Here is a 16176-nt window from a genome sequence, read left to right on the forward strand (position 1 = left end):
CTTCTTGAAAAACCGCGTCAATAACGCTAATCATTATTATTAATATAGAATCTCGGCTGTCCGCTATTCCTTGCCTGGCAGCCCTGATGTCCCTGCGCTTCCTTGCGGGCCCCACCCCCTCACGCAAACGCCTGATCCTGATCGCGGCCGCCCTGGCGCTGGCCCTGCTGATCGGTGCGGCGGTCTGGCTGGCGGGCAATAAAGGCCCGGCCGCCCCTCCTCCCCCCAACTACGGGAAGCTTCCCGTCGCAGTGAGCGTCGCCGCCGCGCGCACTGGCCCGCTGCAGCGGGACCTGCATGCGTTGGGCACCATCACGCCGCTGGCTCAGGTGACCGTGCGCAGCCAGGTCGATGGCCAGTTGGTGAGGCTGCACTACACCGAAGGCCAGGCGGTCTCGCAGGGTCAGTTGCTTGCCGAAATAGACCCGCGCCCCTTCCAGGCTGCGCTGGCGTCCGCCGAAGGCGAGCTGGCGCAAACGCAGGCGCTGCTGGACAACGCCGAAGCGGACCTGCGCCGCTATCGGAAGCTGGCGCGGCAGGAGGCCGTGGCCGGGCAGCAGCTCGATACCGCCGAGGCGCAGGTGCGGATGTACACCGCGCAGCGCCAGAAGAACCAGGCGCAGGTCGCCGACGCCCGCCGCCTGCTCAGTCTTACGCGTATCGTGGCGCCCCACGCCGGCCGCGTGGGCTTGCGGCGCGTGGATGCCGGCAACCACGTGCGCACGACAGACGCAGACGGGCTGACCACGCTGGTGCAGATGGCGCCCACGTCGGCCCTGTTCAGCATCTCGGAGACCCGCCTGGACATCCTGCGTCAGGCGCAGGCGAAGACGCCCGTGTTGCGCGTGCAGGCCTGGGACGCCGACGAGCGCCGCATTCTGGCCGAAGGCACGCTCGAAGCGCTGGACAACCGCATCCAGGCGGCCAGCGGCACGGTGCGGCTGCGCGCGCGCTTCGACAATGCCGACGAGTCGTTGTTTCCCAACCAGTTCGTGAACATCCGGCTGGCCGTCGTGCAGCAGGATGATGTCGTGACCATACCCACCGCCGCCGTGCAGTTCGGTTCTGAAGGATCGTTCGTCTTCGTCATCGGCGACGACAATCGCGCCACCCGCCGCGTGCTGGAACTGGGTCCGGCCAACGCGGGTCGCATCGTCGTGCTGGCGGGCCTGGCCGAGGACGAGCGCGTCGTGGTCGAGGGCGTGGACCGGCTGCATGACGGACGCGATGTGCAGATCGTGGAGCAGCACGATCAGGACAAGGAGCCCGCATGAGCCTGTCACGCCCCTTCATCTTGCGCCCGGTCGCCACATCATTCCTGATGATCGCCCTGCTGTTGTCGGGCATCCTGGCGTGGCGCCTGCTGCCCGTGGCCGCATTGCCTCAGGTCGACTATCCCATCATCCAGGTCACCACGCAGTATCCGGGCGCCAGTCCCAACGTGACGGCGCGCGCGGTCACCGCACCGCTGGAGCGGCGCTTCGGGCAGATACCGGGCTTAAAGCAGATGTCGTCCACCAGCGGCAGCGGCATCTCGGTCATCACGCTGCAGTTTGCGCTGGACGTGCCGCTGGGCGTGGCCGAACAGGAGGTGCAGGCAGCCATCAGCGCCAGCGATTCGCTCCTGCCGAACGATCTGCCCACCCCGCCCGTCTACCGCAAGGTCAACCCCGCGGACGTGCCGATCCTGACGCTGGCCGTCACGTCGGATTCCCTGCCGCTGCCCAAGGTCTACGATCTGGTGGATACGCGGATGACGCAGCGGCTGTCGCAGCTCTCGGGCGTGGGCATGGTCAGCCTGGCGGGGGGGCAGCGCCCCGCCGTGCGCGTGCAGGTCAACCCGATGGCGCTGGCCGCGCGCGGCCTGCAGTTGTCGCACGTGCAGGAGGCGATTGCCAAGGCCAACTCCAATCAGCCTAAAGGCAGCTTTGATGGCCCCGTGCGGTCCGTCATCATGGACGCCAATGACCAATTGCAGAGCGCCGAGGAATACCGCGACCTGATCGTCGCCTGGAAGAATGGCGCGCCGGTGCGGCTGGGTCAGATCGCGACGGTGGAGGACGGCGCCGAAGACCGCTATCTGGCCGCGTGGGTGGACAAGCAGCCCGCGGTGCTGGTGAATATCCAGCGCCAGCCGGGCGCCAACGTCATTGCGGTGGCGGACCAGGTCAAGGCGCTGCTGCCGCAACTGACGGCCAGCCTGCCCGCCGCCGTGCAGGTACGCATCCTGACCGATCGGACAGAGAGCATCCGCGCCTCGGTGCGCGGCGTGCAATGGGAGCTGGCCTTCGCCGTGGGGCTGGTCGTCCTAGTGACCTTTCTGTTCCTGCGCAACCTGCCCGCTACGCTGATCCCAAGTCTGGCCGTGCCGTTGTCCCTGATCGGCACGTTCGGCTTCATGTACCTGGCCGGTTTCTCCACCAACAACCTGACGCTGATGGCACTGACCATAGGCGCAGGTTTCGTGGTGGACGACGCCATCGTCATGCTGGAGAACATTGCGCGCTACCGCGAACAAGGCCACAGCCCGATGGCGGCCGCGCTCAAGGGCGCGGGGCAGATCGGCTTCACGCTGGTGTCGCTAACGCTGTCGCTGATCGCGGTGCTGATCCCGCTGCTTTTCATGGAAGACGTGGTCGGCCGGTTGTTCCGCGAGTTCGCCATTACGTTGGCCGTCGCCATCCTCATATCGCTGGCCGTTTCGCTGACGCTGACGCCCATGATGTGCGCGCGCCTGCTGCCGGCGCACGAGCCGTCGCGCCCCGGGTTGCTGGACCGCCTGCAAGTGCGCTACGCCGGCTGGCTGGACGTGACCCTTCGCCACCAGCGGCTGACGCTGCTGGCGATGGTGGCCACCGTGGTGCTGACCGGCCTGCTGTATCTGTTGGTGCCCAAGGGCTTCTTTCCAGCGCAGGACGGCGGCGTCCTGCAAGGCGTGACGCAGTCCGCGCAGAGCACGTCGTTTGACGCCATGTCGCGTCGTCAGCAGGCCGTGGCGGAAAGCCTGCTGGCCGATCCCGACGTCGCCACCCTGTCGTCCTTCATCGGCATCGACGGCATGAACGCCACGCTGAACACGGGGCGTCTGCTGATCAATCTGAAGCCCTGGAACGAACGCAGCGCGCCGCTGGCGGACATCATGGCGCGGCTGGACGCGCGGGCGCGCGAGGTGAACGGCATCTCGCTTTACCTGCAACCCGTGCAGGAACTGAACATCGAAGACCGCGTCAGCCGCGGCCAATATCAGTTCAGCCTGACTTCGCCCGACAGCGCCCTGCTGACGCGTTGGACCACCGCGCTGATGCAGCAGCTGGCGCAGGCGCCCCAGCTTGCCGACGTGTCTTCCGACTTGCAGGGCGGCGGGCGCCAGGCCTATCTGGAAGTCTCGCGCGACGCCGCCGCGCGTCTGGGCGTCACGATGGACGACGTGGCACAGGCCCTGTACAACGCATTCGGCCAGCGTCAGGTCGCCACGCTGTTCACGCAATCCAACCAGTACCGTGTAGTGCTGGAGGTGGACCGGACAATGGCGACCAGCCCCGAGGCGCTGGAGCGCGTTCATCTGCAGACGGAAAACGGGCAGGCCATTCCGCTGTCCGCACTGGCCACGGTCAGTGAACGCGCCGCACCGCTGGCGGTGAATCACCTGTCGCAGTTCCCCGCGGTGAATCTGTCTTTCAACCTGCCGCCGGGCGGTTCGCTGGGCGAAGCCATCGCTGCCATCGAAGCGGCCAAGCAGGAAATCGGCATGCCCGAAAGCGTCGAGCTGCGGCTGCAAGGCGCGGCGTCGGCGTTCGAGGCGTCGCTGTCCAACACGTTGTGGCTGATGCTGGCCGCGGTGGTGACGATGTACCTGGTGCTGGGCATGCTGTACGAAAGCGCCATTCACCCGGTCACCATCCTGTCCACGCTGCCCTCGGCCACGGTCGGCGCTCTGCTTGCGCTGCTGATCACCGGCCGACCGCTGGACCTGATTGCCGTGATCGGCATCATTCTACTGATCGGGCTGGTCAAGAAGAACGGCATCATGATGGTCGACTTTGCGCTGGAGGCTGAGCGCACGCGCGGCCTTGACCCGCAAGCCGCCATCCGCGAGGCCGCGCTGCTGCGCCTGCGCCCCATCCTGATGACGACGCTGGCCGCACTGTTTGGCGCGCTGCCGTTGATGCTGGCGACCGGCTCGGGCGCCGAACTGCGACAGCCGCTGGGCTGGGTCATGGTTGGCGGGCTGCTGGTCAGCCAGGTGCTGACGCTGTTCACCACGCCGGCCGTGTACCTGTTCTTTCACCGGCTGGGCCACCGCCGCGCTGATGCCGCACCGGCGCCCAACGCCGAAGGCCCGGTGAAATGATCCGGGCGTTGCTGCACCGGCCGGTCGCCTGCATTTTTCTGGCGCTGGCGCTGACGCTGCTGGGCGCGGTGGCGTGGCGCCTGCTGCCAGTGGCGCCGTTGCCGCAGGTGGATTTTCCGACCATCGAAGTGCGCGCCGATCTACCCGGCGCCAGCCCCGAAAGCATGGCCAGCACAGTCGCCGCGCCGCTGGAACGGGCGCTGGGCAGCATTGCGGGCGTCAGCTCGATGAGCTCGTCCAGCAACCAGGGTTCGACCCGCGTGCAGCTCCAGTTTGAACTGGATCGCAACATCGACGAGGCCGCCCGCGACGTGCAGGCCGCCATCAACGCCGCACGCGCCGAACTGCCCGCCGGCATGCCGGGCAATCCCAGCTATCGCAAGGTCAATCCGTCGCAGGCGCCCATCATGGCGCTGGCGCTCAGTTCCGCCACGCGGCCAGCTGGTCAGCTTTACGACCTGGGTTCCACCGTGCTGGCGCAGAAGCTCTCGCAGATCAGCGGCGTGGGCGAGGTGACGATGGGCGGCAGTTCACTGCCGGCCGTGCGGGTCCAGGTCAATCCCAACGCGCTGGCGCACTACGGCGTGGCGCTGGACGACGTGCGCGAGGCAATTTCGAACGCCGCTCCGATGGGCCCGCAAGGGCAGCTCGATTCGGCCGGCCAGCGCTGGGAGGTCGGCACGCCAGAGCAGCCGCGCCGCGCGCAGGACTACGACAGTCTCATCGTGCGCTACCAGGATGGCGCCGTGATCCGGCTGTCGCAGGTGGCGCGCGTCACCGATTCGGTCGAAAACCGCTACAGCAGCGGCTTTCACAACCGCAATCCGGCGGTGGTGTTGACCATCAGCCGGCAGCCGGGCTCTAACATCATCGAAACCATCGACGCCATCAACCAGGCCCTCCCGGGCCTGCGCCAGTTGATGCCCGCCGACGTGGACCTGACCGTCGCACTGGACCGCTCGCCGGGCATCAAGGCGACGCTGCGTGAGGCGCACATCACCCTGGCGCTGGCCGCCGGGCTGGTCATCCTGGTGGTGTGGCTGTTTCTGGGCAATGCGCGTGCCGCCGCGATCCCCAGCGTGGCGATTCCGGTCTGCCTGATCGCCACCTTTGCCGTCATGTACGCGTGGGGCTTTTCGCTGAACAACCTGTCGCTCATGGCGCTGATAGTAGCCGCCGGACTGGTGGTGGACGACGCCATCGTCGTACTGGAGAACATCTCGCGCCATCTGGAGCGCGGCCTCACGCCGGTCAAGGCCGCGCTGCGCGGCGTGCGCGAGGTGGGCTTTACGCTGGTGGCCATGACCGTGGCACTGAGCGTCGTGTTCGTGTCGATCCTGTTCATGGGCGGTCTGGTGGAGCGGCTGTTCCGCGAATTTTCGATCACGCTGGTGGCGGCCACCGTCATCTCGCTGGTCGTGTCGGTGGCCATCATTCCGGCACTGTGCGCGCGCTGGCTGCGGCCCGTCAGCCATGTTGCGGCCAAGCCCTCGCGGATGCAGGCGGTGTTTGCCCGCATCCACGACTGGTATGGCGTGTCGCTGGCGCGCGTGCTTGGCCACGCGCGCCTGACGTTGCTGCTGCTGGCCGGCGTCGTCGGGCTGAACGTCTACCTGTATGTCCAGGCGCCCAAGGGATTTCTGCCGGTGCAGGACACCGGCCAGCTCATGGGCTTCGTGCGCGGCGACGACGGGTTCTCGTTTCAGGTCATGCAGCCCAAGATCGACCAGTACCGGCAACTTGTCCTCAAGCACCCGGCCGTCGATGACGTCATCGGCTACAACGGCGGCGGCCTGGGCATCAGCAATTCGCTGTTCCTCATCCGCTTGAAACCCGCCGCCGAACGCGAGGCGTCGTCCACCGAGGTCATCAACTGGATGCGCACGAACGCGCCGGCGGTGCCGGGCGGCATGTTCTTTCTGAACGTGGACCAGGACCTGCGCATGCCCGGCGGCTTCGGCAATTCCGGCGACCATGAACTGGCCATCATGGCCAGCGACGTGCCGGCGCTGCGGGAATGGTCGCGCAAGATCTCCAAGGCGATGCAGGAGATCCCCGAGCTGCGCGACGTCGACGCGCAAGGCGACGGCGCGACGCAGCAGGTCGTGATCGACATCGACCGCAGCGCGGCGCAGCGGCTGGGCGTCGACATGGACACCATCAGCAGCGTGCTGAGCAATTCGTTCAGCCAGCGCCAGGTCGCCACGTTGTACGACGCCATGAACCAGTACCGCGTCGTGCTGGAACTGGACCCGCGCTACACCGAAGACCCGGAAGTCCTGGAACAGGTGCACGTCGTGGCTGCCGATGGCAACCGCGTTCCGCTGACCGCATTTGCCACCTACGACAACGGGCTGGTCAACGACCGGGTGTTTCACGATGGCCTGTTTGCCGCGGTGTGGGTCGGCTTCTCGCTGGCGCCCGGCGTGTCGCTGGAACAGGGGCTGGCCGCCATCGACGCGGCAACGGCCAAGCTGATGGTGCCGTCTTACATCCAGACCCGCCTGGGCGGCGATGCGCGCAACTTCCAGCAGAGCCTGCAGGACCAGCCCTGGCTGATCCTGGGGGTCCTGGTCGCCATCTACCTGGTGCTGGGCATCCTGTACGAAAGCGCGCTGCATCCGCTGACTATCCTGTCCACGCTGCCGTCGGCCGGCGTCGGGGCGCTGCTGGCGCTGCGGCTGGCCGGCATCGAGTTCACGCTGATCGCGCTGCTGGGGCTGTTCCTGCTGGTGGGCATCGTCATGAAGAACGCCATCCTCATGATCGACTTCGCCCTGAGTCTGGAGCGGCGCGAGAACCTGACGCCCGAGCAGGCCATCCACCGCGCCGCCATGCTGCGCCTGCGGCCCATTGTCATGACCAACCTGGCGGGTCTTCTGGGCGCCCTGCCCTTGGTGCTTGGAATGGGCGAAGGGTCGGAATTGCGCCGCCCGCTGGGTGTCGCCATTGTCGGCGGGTTGATGATCAGCCAGTTCCTGACGCTGTATACGACGCCGATCGTGTATCTGGCGCTGGAGCGGTTGCGCCGCCTGGGCTGGCGCCGCCGCACCGCCTGACCGGCGCGGCCTGCCGGGCCGCCCCCCGTATCTTCCCGCTAGCCGGAAAATAAAAAGCTCAATAGAATCGGTTGGCACGCTGACGCAAACCGCCCGATCCGGTCCGGCGCTTTTTCGCGCCGCCGGGAACGCGACTGCTGCCCGCGATGCCGGCGCGACCACACAACACGTTGTCGCTGCCGAGCTTTCCGGCGTTCGCGGTGCGGGCACCATCGGGCCGTCACCGGGGACTTGCAGTTTGGCCTCTGACAGACCTGGTGCCCAATGTGGCCGATGACTTGTTTGAATCGACTGCTGCTGACCGGCGTGCTGTGCCTGGCCGGTTGCGTGCAAGTGGGACCCGACTTCGAGCCCCAGCGTGTCGACTGGTCCAGCCAATGGGACACGCCGGCGCTGCAACAAGCCACCGTGGAAGCCTCGCAGCCGGACGCCCGGCAGTGGTGGCGTATCTTTGACGACCCCGTTCTTGAATCCCTGATCGCCCAGGCCGACGCGCACAATCCCGGCGTGCAGGTGGCCGGCCTGCAGATCATGGAGGCGCGGGCCCAGCTTGGCATTGCCCGCAGCGGGCTGTATCCGCAATCGCAGGTCGTCGGCGCGGACGCGCTTTATCAGCATCGGTCATCGCGCTCCTCGGAAGGCAATCCGCGGCCCAGCAGCTTCTGGCAATACAGCGCGGGGTTCAGCATCGGCTGGGAACTGGACTTCTGGGGCCGTTTCAGCCGCGCCATCGAATCCGCGGATGCCGCCTACTTCTCGGCCGAGGCCAACCGCGAAGACGTGCTGGTGCTGCTACACGCGCAGGTCGCCGAAAGCTATTACGCGCTGCGCACGGCCGAAGCCCGGCTGCGCATCGCCCGCGACAATGCGGCCATCCAGAAGCGCAGCTACGAGATCACCGAGCGCCTTTTCCAAAGCGGCGAGACCGACGAACTGGACCTGCAGCAGGCGCGCACGCAATACCTTGGAACGCTCAGCACCATTCCGGAGTTCGAAAGCCAGATCGCGCGCACCCGCAACGCGCTGGCGGTGCTGGTCGGCAAGCCGCCGGGCCCGATGCCGGAGCTGCCCGACCTGGCGACACGGGAGGCCGTGATTCCGCTGATCGACCGGGCGGTGCTGCAGGACGTGCCGGCCAACCTGCTGCTGCGGCGACCGGACATCCGTGCCGCCGAGCTGCGGATCGCGGCGCAGTCCGCGCAGGTGGGCGTAGCCAAGGCGGATCTTTACCCTTCGTTGACGCTGCTGGGCAGCATCGCCTGGACCGCCACGTCGCTGGCCGGCACGTCCGGCGGCGCAGCCCTGCTTGCCGGCCCTAGCCTGACCTGGAACGTGTTCGACCACGGCCGGATCACCAACACGGTGCGCCTGCAGGACGCGCGGCTGCAGCAGCTTATCGTCATCTACCAGGACGCCGTGCGCCAGGCCGCGCGCGAGGCCGACGACGCCGCCACGGGACTGGTCAAGGCGCTGGAACGCGACGGGATCCTCTACGACTCGGCGCTGGCGGCCAAGCGCTCGTTGACGCTGGCCACTGCGCTCTACCGCGAGGGCTATTCCGACTTTCAGCGGGTGCTGGATGCGCAGCGCGCGCTGGCAACGCAGCAGGACACCTATCTGGTGAACCGGGGCAATGCCGTGCGCGACCTGATCGCCCTGTACAAGGCAGTGGGCGGCGGCTGGTACAGCGACCAGCCGGTCATCGATCCGGCCACGCAAGAACAGATGCAGCGGCGCACCAATTGGGGCGACCTGCTGTCCGAGGCCGGGCGGCCCGCGCCGGCGCTTCCCAAGACCACGAGGCGATCCGATGACTAGTCCCAGGCCCGCGCCCCCGACGGCCAGCGCTGCGCCCGCGGCGAGCCCTGGCTCGCCTGCCCGCGATACGCCGGCACGCCCCGCGCCGTCCGAGCCGCCGCCCGCCCCGCCGGCCGCCCCACCGCCCCCCGCGGATCCCGCCAAAAAGGGGGTCCGCTGGGTCCTCGTCGTCATCGTCATCAGCCTGGTCTGGTATCTGCTGGCGGACCGCTACACGCCGTACACGCAGCAGGCGCGGGTGGAGGCCTTTGTGGTGCCCGTGGCGTCCGAAGTGGCGGGCCGGGTGACGCAGGTACATGTGCGCAACAACCAGGACGTGAAGTCGGGCGCCGTGCTGTTCGACATCGACCCGGAGCATTACCGGATTGCGCTCGACCGCGCCCGGGCCGATCTGGACGCCACGCGCCGGCAGATTGGCGCCAGCACCGCCGGCATCGATGCGGCGCAGGCGTCCCTGCGCGCGGCGCAAGCCAATGAAGTCCGCGCGCGCCAGGACAGCACCCGGCTCGAGCGCCTGTACCGCGACGACCAGGGCACGATATCACTGCGCCGGCTGGAGATTGCGCGGGCCAATCTGGCGCAGGCGGTCAGCCAGGTGGCGGCCGCGCGTGCCGAGGTGCAGCGGGCTCGCGAACAGGAAGGCGGCAGCGAGGAAGACAACGCCAAGCTGCGCAGCGCCGCCGCCGCCGTGGAAAAGGCTGAACTGGACCTGGCCAACACGCAGGTGCGCGCCCCCGCCGCAGGCCTCGTCACCGACCTGCGGACCGACGCCGGCCAATTCGCCGCGGCGGGAAAGCCCGTGATGACGCTGATCGCCATTCACGACGTGTGGATCAACGCGGAAATGACCGAGAACAACCTGGGGCACGTCGACCCCGGCACGCCGGTCGCCATCATCCTGGACGCGCTGCCCGGGCAGGTGTTCGAGGGCCGCGTGCGCAGCGTGGGCTATGGCGTGAGCGTCGGCACGCCCACGCAGCCCGGCAGCCTACCCACAGTGCAGAACAGCCGCGACTGGCTGCGGCCCGCCCAACGTTTCCCGGTCGCCATCGACCTCGATCCCGGACAGCTTCCGTCCCTTCGCGGTATCCGGGTGGGCGGCCAGGCCGAAGTCATGGCCTTTCCCAACCCCGGCAATCCGCTCAACCCCCTGGGCCGCCTGTACCTGCGGCTGATGAGCTGGCTGTCCTATGCTTACTGACACGCCCCCCGCCCCTCGCGACCCCCGCGGCCAGCGCGCCCTGCGCCTGGGCGTGGGGACGGCGCTGTGCCTGGCCATCAGCTTCGGGCTGGACATGCCGATCCCGATGATCGCGCCGGTGCTCGGGGTGTTCCTGCTGGCGCAGATGAACCGGCCGCTTTCGTTGAAAGCCGGCCTGGGCCTGGCCCTGGTGGCGATGTTCACCACGGGCAGTGGGCTGTTGCTGATTCCGCTGCTTCGCTACTACCCGGCCGGCGGGGTGCTGATCGTCGGCCTGTGCCTGTTTCTGGCGTTTCGCCACGGGCTGCGCGGCGGCAATAATCTGGTGTCGACGTTCCTGATCATCGGCCTGACCATGATTTCTGCGGCAGGCACACTGGACTTCGGCCTGGCGGTAACGGTGATCGAGGCCCTGGTCAAAGCGCTGCTGCTGGCCGCCCTGGTGCTGGGCGTCTGCCACGCGCTGTTTCCCGAACCGCCTGGCCTGCCCGCGCCACCGCCCCCGCCTGTTTTGCCGGCCGCCGAGGCAAGCCGCATGGCCCTGCGCGCGGCGCTGGTCGTGCTGCCGGCCTTTCTGCTGGCGATGACCGATCCGCTGGGCTACATGCCCATCATCCTGAAGGCGGTCAGCCTGGGCCGCCAGAGCTGCGTCACAGCGGCGCATGGCGCGGCGCGCGAGATCCTGGGATCGACGCTGCTGGCCGGCGTGCTTGCGGTGGGCTTCTGGATCGCCCTGCGGCCCTTTCCCAGCCTGTGGATGTACTTCCTGTGGATGCTGCTGTTCGGGCTGATGATGGCCAGAAAGCTGTATCGGCTGAGTCCCACGCCGCATGCGCCCACTTTCTGGCTGAACACCCTGATCACGCTCATCATCCTGCTGGGCCAGTCGGTGCAGGACAGCGTGGCGGGCAAGGACGTCTACACCGCCTTCGCCGTGCGCATGGGGCTGTTCATCGCCGTCACCCTGTATGCCTGCCTGATGCTGCAGTTGCTTGAACCCCGGCCGCGTGCGCCCCGCAAGCCGGGCGTATTTTCCTCACGCCGCCGTATTTCCGGAACTTGATTCACATGCCTTGAATTCCCCCGCCTCATATTCCACCCCTTGCAAGGAGACCGCCATGAGTGTCCAAGACCTGCCAACCCAACCCGCGCCGGCAATGGGCTGGCGCTTCAAGTGCGGAATCGGAATTTTCATCCTGGCCTTCGCGCTCTGGTTCCTGATTCCCATCGGCGCCGCGATGGACATCCCCGGATCGCGCATCGCGGCACTGACCGGCGCCATCTTCATCGCCAACAAGGTGCTGCTCATTACCTGCATCGCCGTTATGGGCAAAGAGGGATTCCAGCAACTCAAGGCCATCATCGGCGGCCACGCGAAGAAACTGGCGCCCGTGCAGAAGGTCGGCCCCGTGCGCCACGCCATCGGCATGGTGATGTTCATCCTGCCCCTACTGACGTCGATGCTGGAACCCTATGTCGACCAGATCTGGCCCGGTTTCCGGCCGCGGCTGTGGCAGGCGCAACTGCTGGGCGACGTCATGCTGGTGGCCAGCTTCTTCGTGTTGGGCGGCGATTTCTGGAACAAGCTGCGCGCCCTGTTCGTGCGGTCGGTCTAGTCATCAGCCGTCACGCGCCGCCCTTGTCCAGATCCGGCGCGCGCGGCGCCGCAGTGAGCCGCGCCGCCATGAATTCCAGAAACTCCTTGGCCAGCGGCGGCAAGGTGCGCCCTTGCAGCGTCACGGCCTGGATGCTGCGCTGGCGCATTTCCGGGTTGCTGAACGGCACTGCGGCCAGCGCGGTGCCCTGCGGATCCCCCATCAACGTCAGGTAGCCCGTCAGCGCCACGATCCGGCTGCCCGGCAGCATGGGCAGGAAGGCCGCCGAATTGTTGGACACGTAGGCCGGCTCGATATGCAAGCCGGCATTGGCGCACGCGGTATCGAAAAGTTGCCGCACGGTCGTGCCCTTATCGCCAACCGATACCGGCACGTCGGCCAGGTCACGCAAGCTGATCGCACGGCGCGCGGCAAGCGGATGCTGCCGGCACATCACCGCGTAAACCGGCGCGCGCGTCAGCAGTTCGGTCTTCAGGCGATCGTCCTGCGCCACCGTGTAGTGCAGCGCGATCTGGGACATTCCCTCGAGAATCCGGCGAATCACCTCCTCCGGCCGGTCCACCTGAAGATGAAAACGCGTCTCGGGCCGGACCTGCTTGAAGTCGGCCATGCATAGCGGCAGGAATCGGTGTGCGAATCCCTCGCTACAGGCCAGCCGGATCGTGACGTCGCCTAGCGCGCTGCGCCGCCGGATCTCCTTGGTGACGCGTTCGGCCTCCAGCGCGGCCGCCCGGGCGTATGCCGCGAGTTGAAGCCCGGCCTCGCTGAGCGCCATGCCGCGCGCCTGGCGTTCGAACAGCACGATGCCCAGGCTGTCTTCCAGCTTGGCGATCTGCCGGCTGACGGCGGATGCCGCCACGTGCAGGCTGGCCGCCGCGCCTGCGATCGATCCGCAGCGCGCGACTTCCAGGAAATATCTGAGTCCGAGGGAGATCATGGATGGCTCCTGGATGAGATGCCTTTATGGCAACGCAAAGGTGCGAAATATCTAATTGTGGCACGGGTAGAACCGTAATACTTTTGTTTTTCCGTACTGCCCCGAGAACCGCCATGACCCGCGAACAAGCCATTCTCCACGCGACAGAAGCGTATGACAGCGGCGTCCTTCAGGACACCCTCGCGCGCCGCATCGCGTACACCACCGAAAGCGAAGTCTCCACCCAGGGCCCGGCGCAGCATGCCTACCTGTCGATCGAACTGGTCCCGCGCCTGTCGGCACTGGGCTTTTCCTGTGAAGTGCATCGCAACCCTGCCGGGGTGGACCTGCCGATCCTGGTCGCACGCCGCATCGAAGCGGCCGAGTTGCCGACCGTCCTCATGTACGGTCACGGCGACGTGGTGCGAGGCAACGCCCCAAAATGGGACGCCGGCCGGGACCCCTGGCGCCTGCAGGTCGAGGGCGACCGCTGGTACGGGCGCGGCACGGCCGACAACAAGGGCCAGCACTCCATCAACCTTGAAGCGCTGTCGCGCGTCATCGCCGTCCGCGGCGGCGTGCTGGGGTTCAATACGATCTGGCTCATCGAAACCGGCGAAGAAGCGGGCTCGCCCGGCCTGGCTGCGTTCTGCAAGACACACCGCAATCTTCTGGCCGCCGACGTCTTCATCGCCAGCGACGGGCCGCGCCTGAACGCCGCGCGGCCCACGCTGTTCATGGGCTCGCGCGGCGCGGTCAATTTCGAACTCAAGGTACGGGCTCGGGAACGCGGCTACCATTCCGGCAACTGGGGCGGACTGCTTTCCAACCCGGCCATCCGGCTGACACATGCGATCAGTTCGCTGGTGGACGCGAACGGCCGCATCGCCGTGCCCGGGTTGCGCCCCCCGCCCATCCCCGATGCGGTTGCATTGGCGCTGGCAGACCTGGAAGTCGGTGGTGGCGACGACGATCCGGACATCAACGACTGGTGGGGCGAACCCGGCTTGACCTCGCCGGAAAAGGTGTTTGGCTGGAACAGTCTCGACGTCCTGACATTCGGCGCCGGCGACCCCGCCAAGCCCGTGAACGCCATTCCTCCGGAAGCGTCGGCATGGTGCCAGTTGCGCTTCGTGGTCGGCACCGACTGGCGTGCCCTGCAGGAACACGTGGTCGAACACCTGCATCAGGGCGGCTTCGACGACGTCGAGGTTCGTGTCGGCATGCAGGCGGGCGCGACGCGCCTGTCGCCCGACACCCCGTGGGTGCGCTGGGCCGCCGCCTCGCTGGAGCGCACCACCGGCAAACGGCCGGCCCTCTTGCCCAACCTGGGCGGCTCCCTGCCCAACGACATTTTTGCCGACCAGCTTGGCCTTCCCACCCTGTGGGTGCCGCACTCCTACCCCGCCTGCGCGCAGCACGCGCCCAATGAACATCTGCTGGGCAGCGTCGCCCGGGAAGGCCTGGCCATCATGGCCGGCCTTTTCTGGGACCTCGGCACCCAGGGCGCCGACTTGCTCGAACAAGCCTGCTCCCAATCGTCCACCTACGCCTGATCCGACCGAGCCCCATCATGACCGCCAGACTTCGCACCGCCCTGTTGGCGTTGACACTTGCCGCCGCGAATGCCCACGCCGCGTATCCGGACCAGGCCATCAAGATCGTCGTCCCGTTCACGCCGGGCGGCGCCACCGACGCGGTGGCGCGCCTGCTCGCCACCAAGTTGTCGGGCAAGCTGGGTCAGCCCGTCATCGTCGAGAATCGCCCCGGCGCCTCCACGCTTATCGGCGCCGAGGCCGTCGCCCGCGCAGCGCCCGACGGCTACACGCTCATGCTGTCGGGCAGCACCACGTACAGCGTCCTGCCCGCACTCAAACCCTCGCTGCCCTACGATCCCGTGCGCAGCTTCGAGCACATTGGCATCGTCGCCATGGCGCCCGTCGTGCTGCTGGCGCAAAACGCGCTGCCCGCGGCGACGCCACAACAGGCGGCGGAGCTCGCCCGACAGGAAAGCGCCAAAGGCGGACTGATGTACGGCACGTTCGGCTCCGGGTCCGCCCCCCACCTCACCGGCGAGATGTTCGCGCAGGCTGCCGGCGCCAAGATGACGCCAGTGCCCTACAAGGGCAGCGCGCAACTCATGACCGCGCTGATCAGCGGCGAGATCGCGCTGGCCGTCGATACGGTGTCGGCGTCCGCCGCCCACGTGCGCGCCGGCAAGATCCGCGCACTGGCCGTCACCGGCGAGCAACGCATGCTGCAATTGCCGGACGTGCCGACCTTCGCCGAAGCGGGCATGCCGGAGGTGTCGTTCGTGGGCTGGTACGGATTGGTCGCGCCGGCGAACACGCCGACTCCGGTCATGCACACCTTGAACCGGGTAATGGCGGAAATCATGCAGGACACTCAGGTGCGCAAGCGCGTATCGGAACTGTCACTGAATCCGGTCTTCCTGCCAGGGCAGGCTTTCCGCGAGCAGATTGCGATAGAAATCGCCACTTTCAGCGCCATCGCCCAGCGTGCCGGCATAACGCTGGAATGACGGCCGGCGGGACGCCAACCGGGGTCCCGCCCCCATTTCTGCAAATGACTCAGTTCGGATCCATGCGGCTGATCTTCGATCCTTGCAGACCCATCCCCGCCATCAGGCCCTGCTCGCCAAACGGCACCGCGTACACGTCTTGCGTCAAGGTGGTGGTCGAGATGCTGGCGGCGTAGCCCTGATCCACCACGACCAGGCTGGGCCCCGCCCCCAGACTCCAACCGTCGCTCTGATCCAGGTACGCCAGCGCCGGCTCATTCATGAAGAACAGCGCGTACGAAAACTGCTGGGCGCCGGCCTGGAACCCGAAAGACAGTGCAGATATCGAATAAAACCCTTCGACCTGCCCGCGGCGGATCAATGCGCCCGAGCCGCGCTCGCCGCCGACCAGGAAGCCGCCCTTGATGATGTCGGGAAACACCAGCACCGCGACAGCCTGCTTGCCCAGTTCACGCATGCGCGGATCCTGGGAGTAAAGCTGCTCCAGCGCCGCCATCGCGTCGGCGCCGATCTCCGCCGCCGACGCGGCCCGCGCGGACGGCGAGACGCTGACCAGGGCGGAAAAAGTCAAAAGGCTGGCGCAGAGCCAGCCAAGGAACTTCACAGGCAACACGGACGCGCGATTCATACGGCCTCCCCGGTTAAGAAGGACGCGCGCCCATTGCGCGCGTCC

11 protein-coding genes are annotated in these 16176 nt (G+C 67.3%); 9 read left to right on the forward strand and 2 right to left on the reverse strand.

Annotated elements, in window-relative coordinates; translation table 11 throughout:
- Positions 1-86 precede the first annotated feature (86 nt).
- The 7 genes from KW836_RS16740 (at position 87) to KW836_RS16770 (ending at position 12045) form a co-directional block, all read left to right on the forward strand.
- Positions 87-1274 (forward strand): efflux RND transporter periplasmic adaptor subunit, encoded by a 1188-nt coding sequence (locus KW836_RS16740; RefSeq protein WP_218344101.1) that lies wholly within the window; start codon positions 87-89, stop codon positions 1272-1274.
- Positions 1271-4351 carry a multidrug efflux RND transporter permease subunit gene (locus KW836_RS16745; RefSeq protein WP_218344102.1) on the forward strand — a complete coding sequence of 1027 codons (3081 nt, stop codon included), beginning with the start codon at positions 1271-1273 and terminating at the stop codon, positions 4349-4351. The genes KW836_RS16740 and KW836_RS16745 overlap by 4 nt, the downstream gene beginning before the upstream one ends.
- Complete coding sequence (locus tag KW836_RS16750; protein WP_218344103.1) at positions 4348-7410, forward strand: efflux RND transporter permease subunit; 3063 nt, start codon at positions 4348-4350, stop codon at positions 7408-7410. The genes KW836_RS16745 and KW836_RS16750 overlap by 4 nt, the downstream gene beginning before the upstream one ends.
- 264 nt (positions 7411-7674) lie before the next feature.
- Entirely contained in the window at positions 7675-9228 is a 1554-nt protein-coding gene (locus KW836_RS16755; protein WP_218344104.1) for an efflux transporter outer membrane subunit, read from the forward strand.
- Entirely contained in the window at positions 9221-10429 is a 1209-nt protein-coding gene (locus KW836_RS16760; protein ID WP_218344105.1) for an HlyD family secretion protein, read from the forward strand. The genes KW836_RS16755 and KW836_RS16760 overlap by 8 nt, the downstream gene beginning before the upstream one ends.
- Complete coding sequence (locus tag KW836_RS16765; protein ID WP_218344106.1) at positions 10419-11492, forward strand: DUF2955 domain-containing protein; 1074 nt, start codon at positions 10419-10421, stop codon at positions 11490-11492. Before KW836_RS16760 ends, KW836_RS16765 begins: the two co-directional genes overlap by 11 nt.
- 55 nt (positions 11493-11547) lie before the next feature.
- A complete protein-coding gene (locus KW836_RS16770; RefSeq protein WP_175136310.1) occupies positions 11548-12045 on the forward strand; it encodes a transporter suffix domain-containing protein in 498 nt (165 codons plus the stop codon).
- 10 nt (positions 12046-12055) lie between these two features.
- On the opposite strand, the gene KW836_RS16775 is transcribed toward KW836_RS16770, so the two are convergent.
- A complete protein-coding gene (locus KW836_RS16775) occupies positions 12056-12982 on the reverse strand; it encodes a LysR family transcriptional regulator (RefSeq protein ID WP_175136309.1) in 927 nt (308 codons plus the stop codon).
- Between the two features lie 113 nt (positions 12983-13095).
- On the opposite strand from KW836_RS16775, the gene KW836_RS16780 reads away from it, so the two are divergent.
- Positions 13096-14517 carry a M20 family metallopeptidase gene (locus KW836_RS16780; protein ID WP_218344107.1) on the forward strand — a complete coding sequence of 474 codons (1422 nt, stop codon included), beginning with the start codon at positions 13096-13098 and terminating at the stop codon, positions 14515-14517.
- A 17-nt stretch (positions 14518-14534) separates the two neighbouring features.
- Positions 14535-15503, forward strand: a complete 969-nt coding sequence (locus KW836_RS16785; protein ID WP_218344108.1) for a tripartite tricarboxylate transporter substrate binding protein — start codon at positions 14535-14537, stop codon at positions 15501-15503.
- Between the two features lie 49 nt (positions 15504-15552).
- Here the strand turns inward: KW836_RS16785 and KW836_RS16790 are convergent, their stop codons facing one another.
- Positions 15553-16131, reverse strand: coding sequence for a YSC84-related protein (locus tag KW836_RS16790; protein ID WP_175121282.1), 579 nt, complete (start codon positions 16129-16131; stop codon positions 15553-15555).
- Positions 16132-16176: the final 45 nt, after the last annotated feature.

Origin of the sequence: Achromobacter sp. ACM05 (genome assembly GCF_019218915.1) — a bacterium.
In the GTDB taxonomy this organism is placed as follows: Bacteria; Pseudomonadota; Gammaproteobacteria; order Burkholderiales; family Burkholderiaceae_B; genus Achromobacter; species Achromobacter animicus.

Coding starts and splice junctions, on each gene's coding strand:
- KW836_RS16755 (WP_218344104.1), top strand. CDS start 7,675: ATGTGGCCGATGACTTGTTTGAATCGACTGCTGCTGACCGGCGTGCTG.
- KW836_RS16770 (WP_175136310.1), top strand. CDS start 11,548: ATGAGTGTCCAAGACCTGCCAACCCAACCCGCGCCGGCAATGGGCTGG.
- KW836_RS16760 (WP_218344105.1), top strand. CDS start 9,221: ATGACTAGTCCCAGGCCCGCGCCCCCGACGGCCAGCGCTGCGCCCGCG.
- KW836_RS16790 (WP_175121282.1), bottom strand. CDS start 16,131: ATGAATCGCGCGTCCGTGTTGCCTGTGAAGTTCCTTGGCTGGCTCTGC.
- KW836_RS16740 (WP_218344101.1), top strand. CDS start 87: ATGTCCCTGCGCTTCCTTGCGGGCCCCACCCCCTCACGCAAACGCCTG.
- KW836_RS16775 (WP_175136309.1), bottom strand. CDS start 12,982: ATGATCTCCCTCGGACTCAGATATTTCCTGGAAGTCGCGCGCTGCGGA.
- KW836_RS16745 (WP_218344102.1), top strand. CDS start 1,271: ATGAGCCTGTCACGCCCCTTCATCTTGCGCCCGGTCGCCACATCATTC.
- KW836_RS16765 (WP_218344106.1), top strand. CDS start 10,419: ATGCTTACTGACACGCCCCCCGCCCCTCGCGACCCCCGCGGCCAGCGC.
- KW836_RS16750 (WP_218344103.1), top strand. CDS start 4,348: ATGATCCGGGCGTTGCTGCACCGGCCGGTCGCCTGCATTTTTCTGGCG.
- KW836_RS16785 (WP_218344108.1), top strand. CDS start 14,535: ATGACCGCCAGACTTCGCACCGCCCTGTTGGCGTTGACACTTGCCGCC.
- KW836_RS16780 (WP_218344107.1), top strand. CDS start 13,096: ATGACCCGCGAACAAGCCATTCTCCACGCGACAGAAGCGTATGACAGC.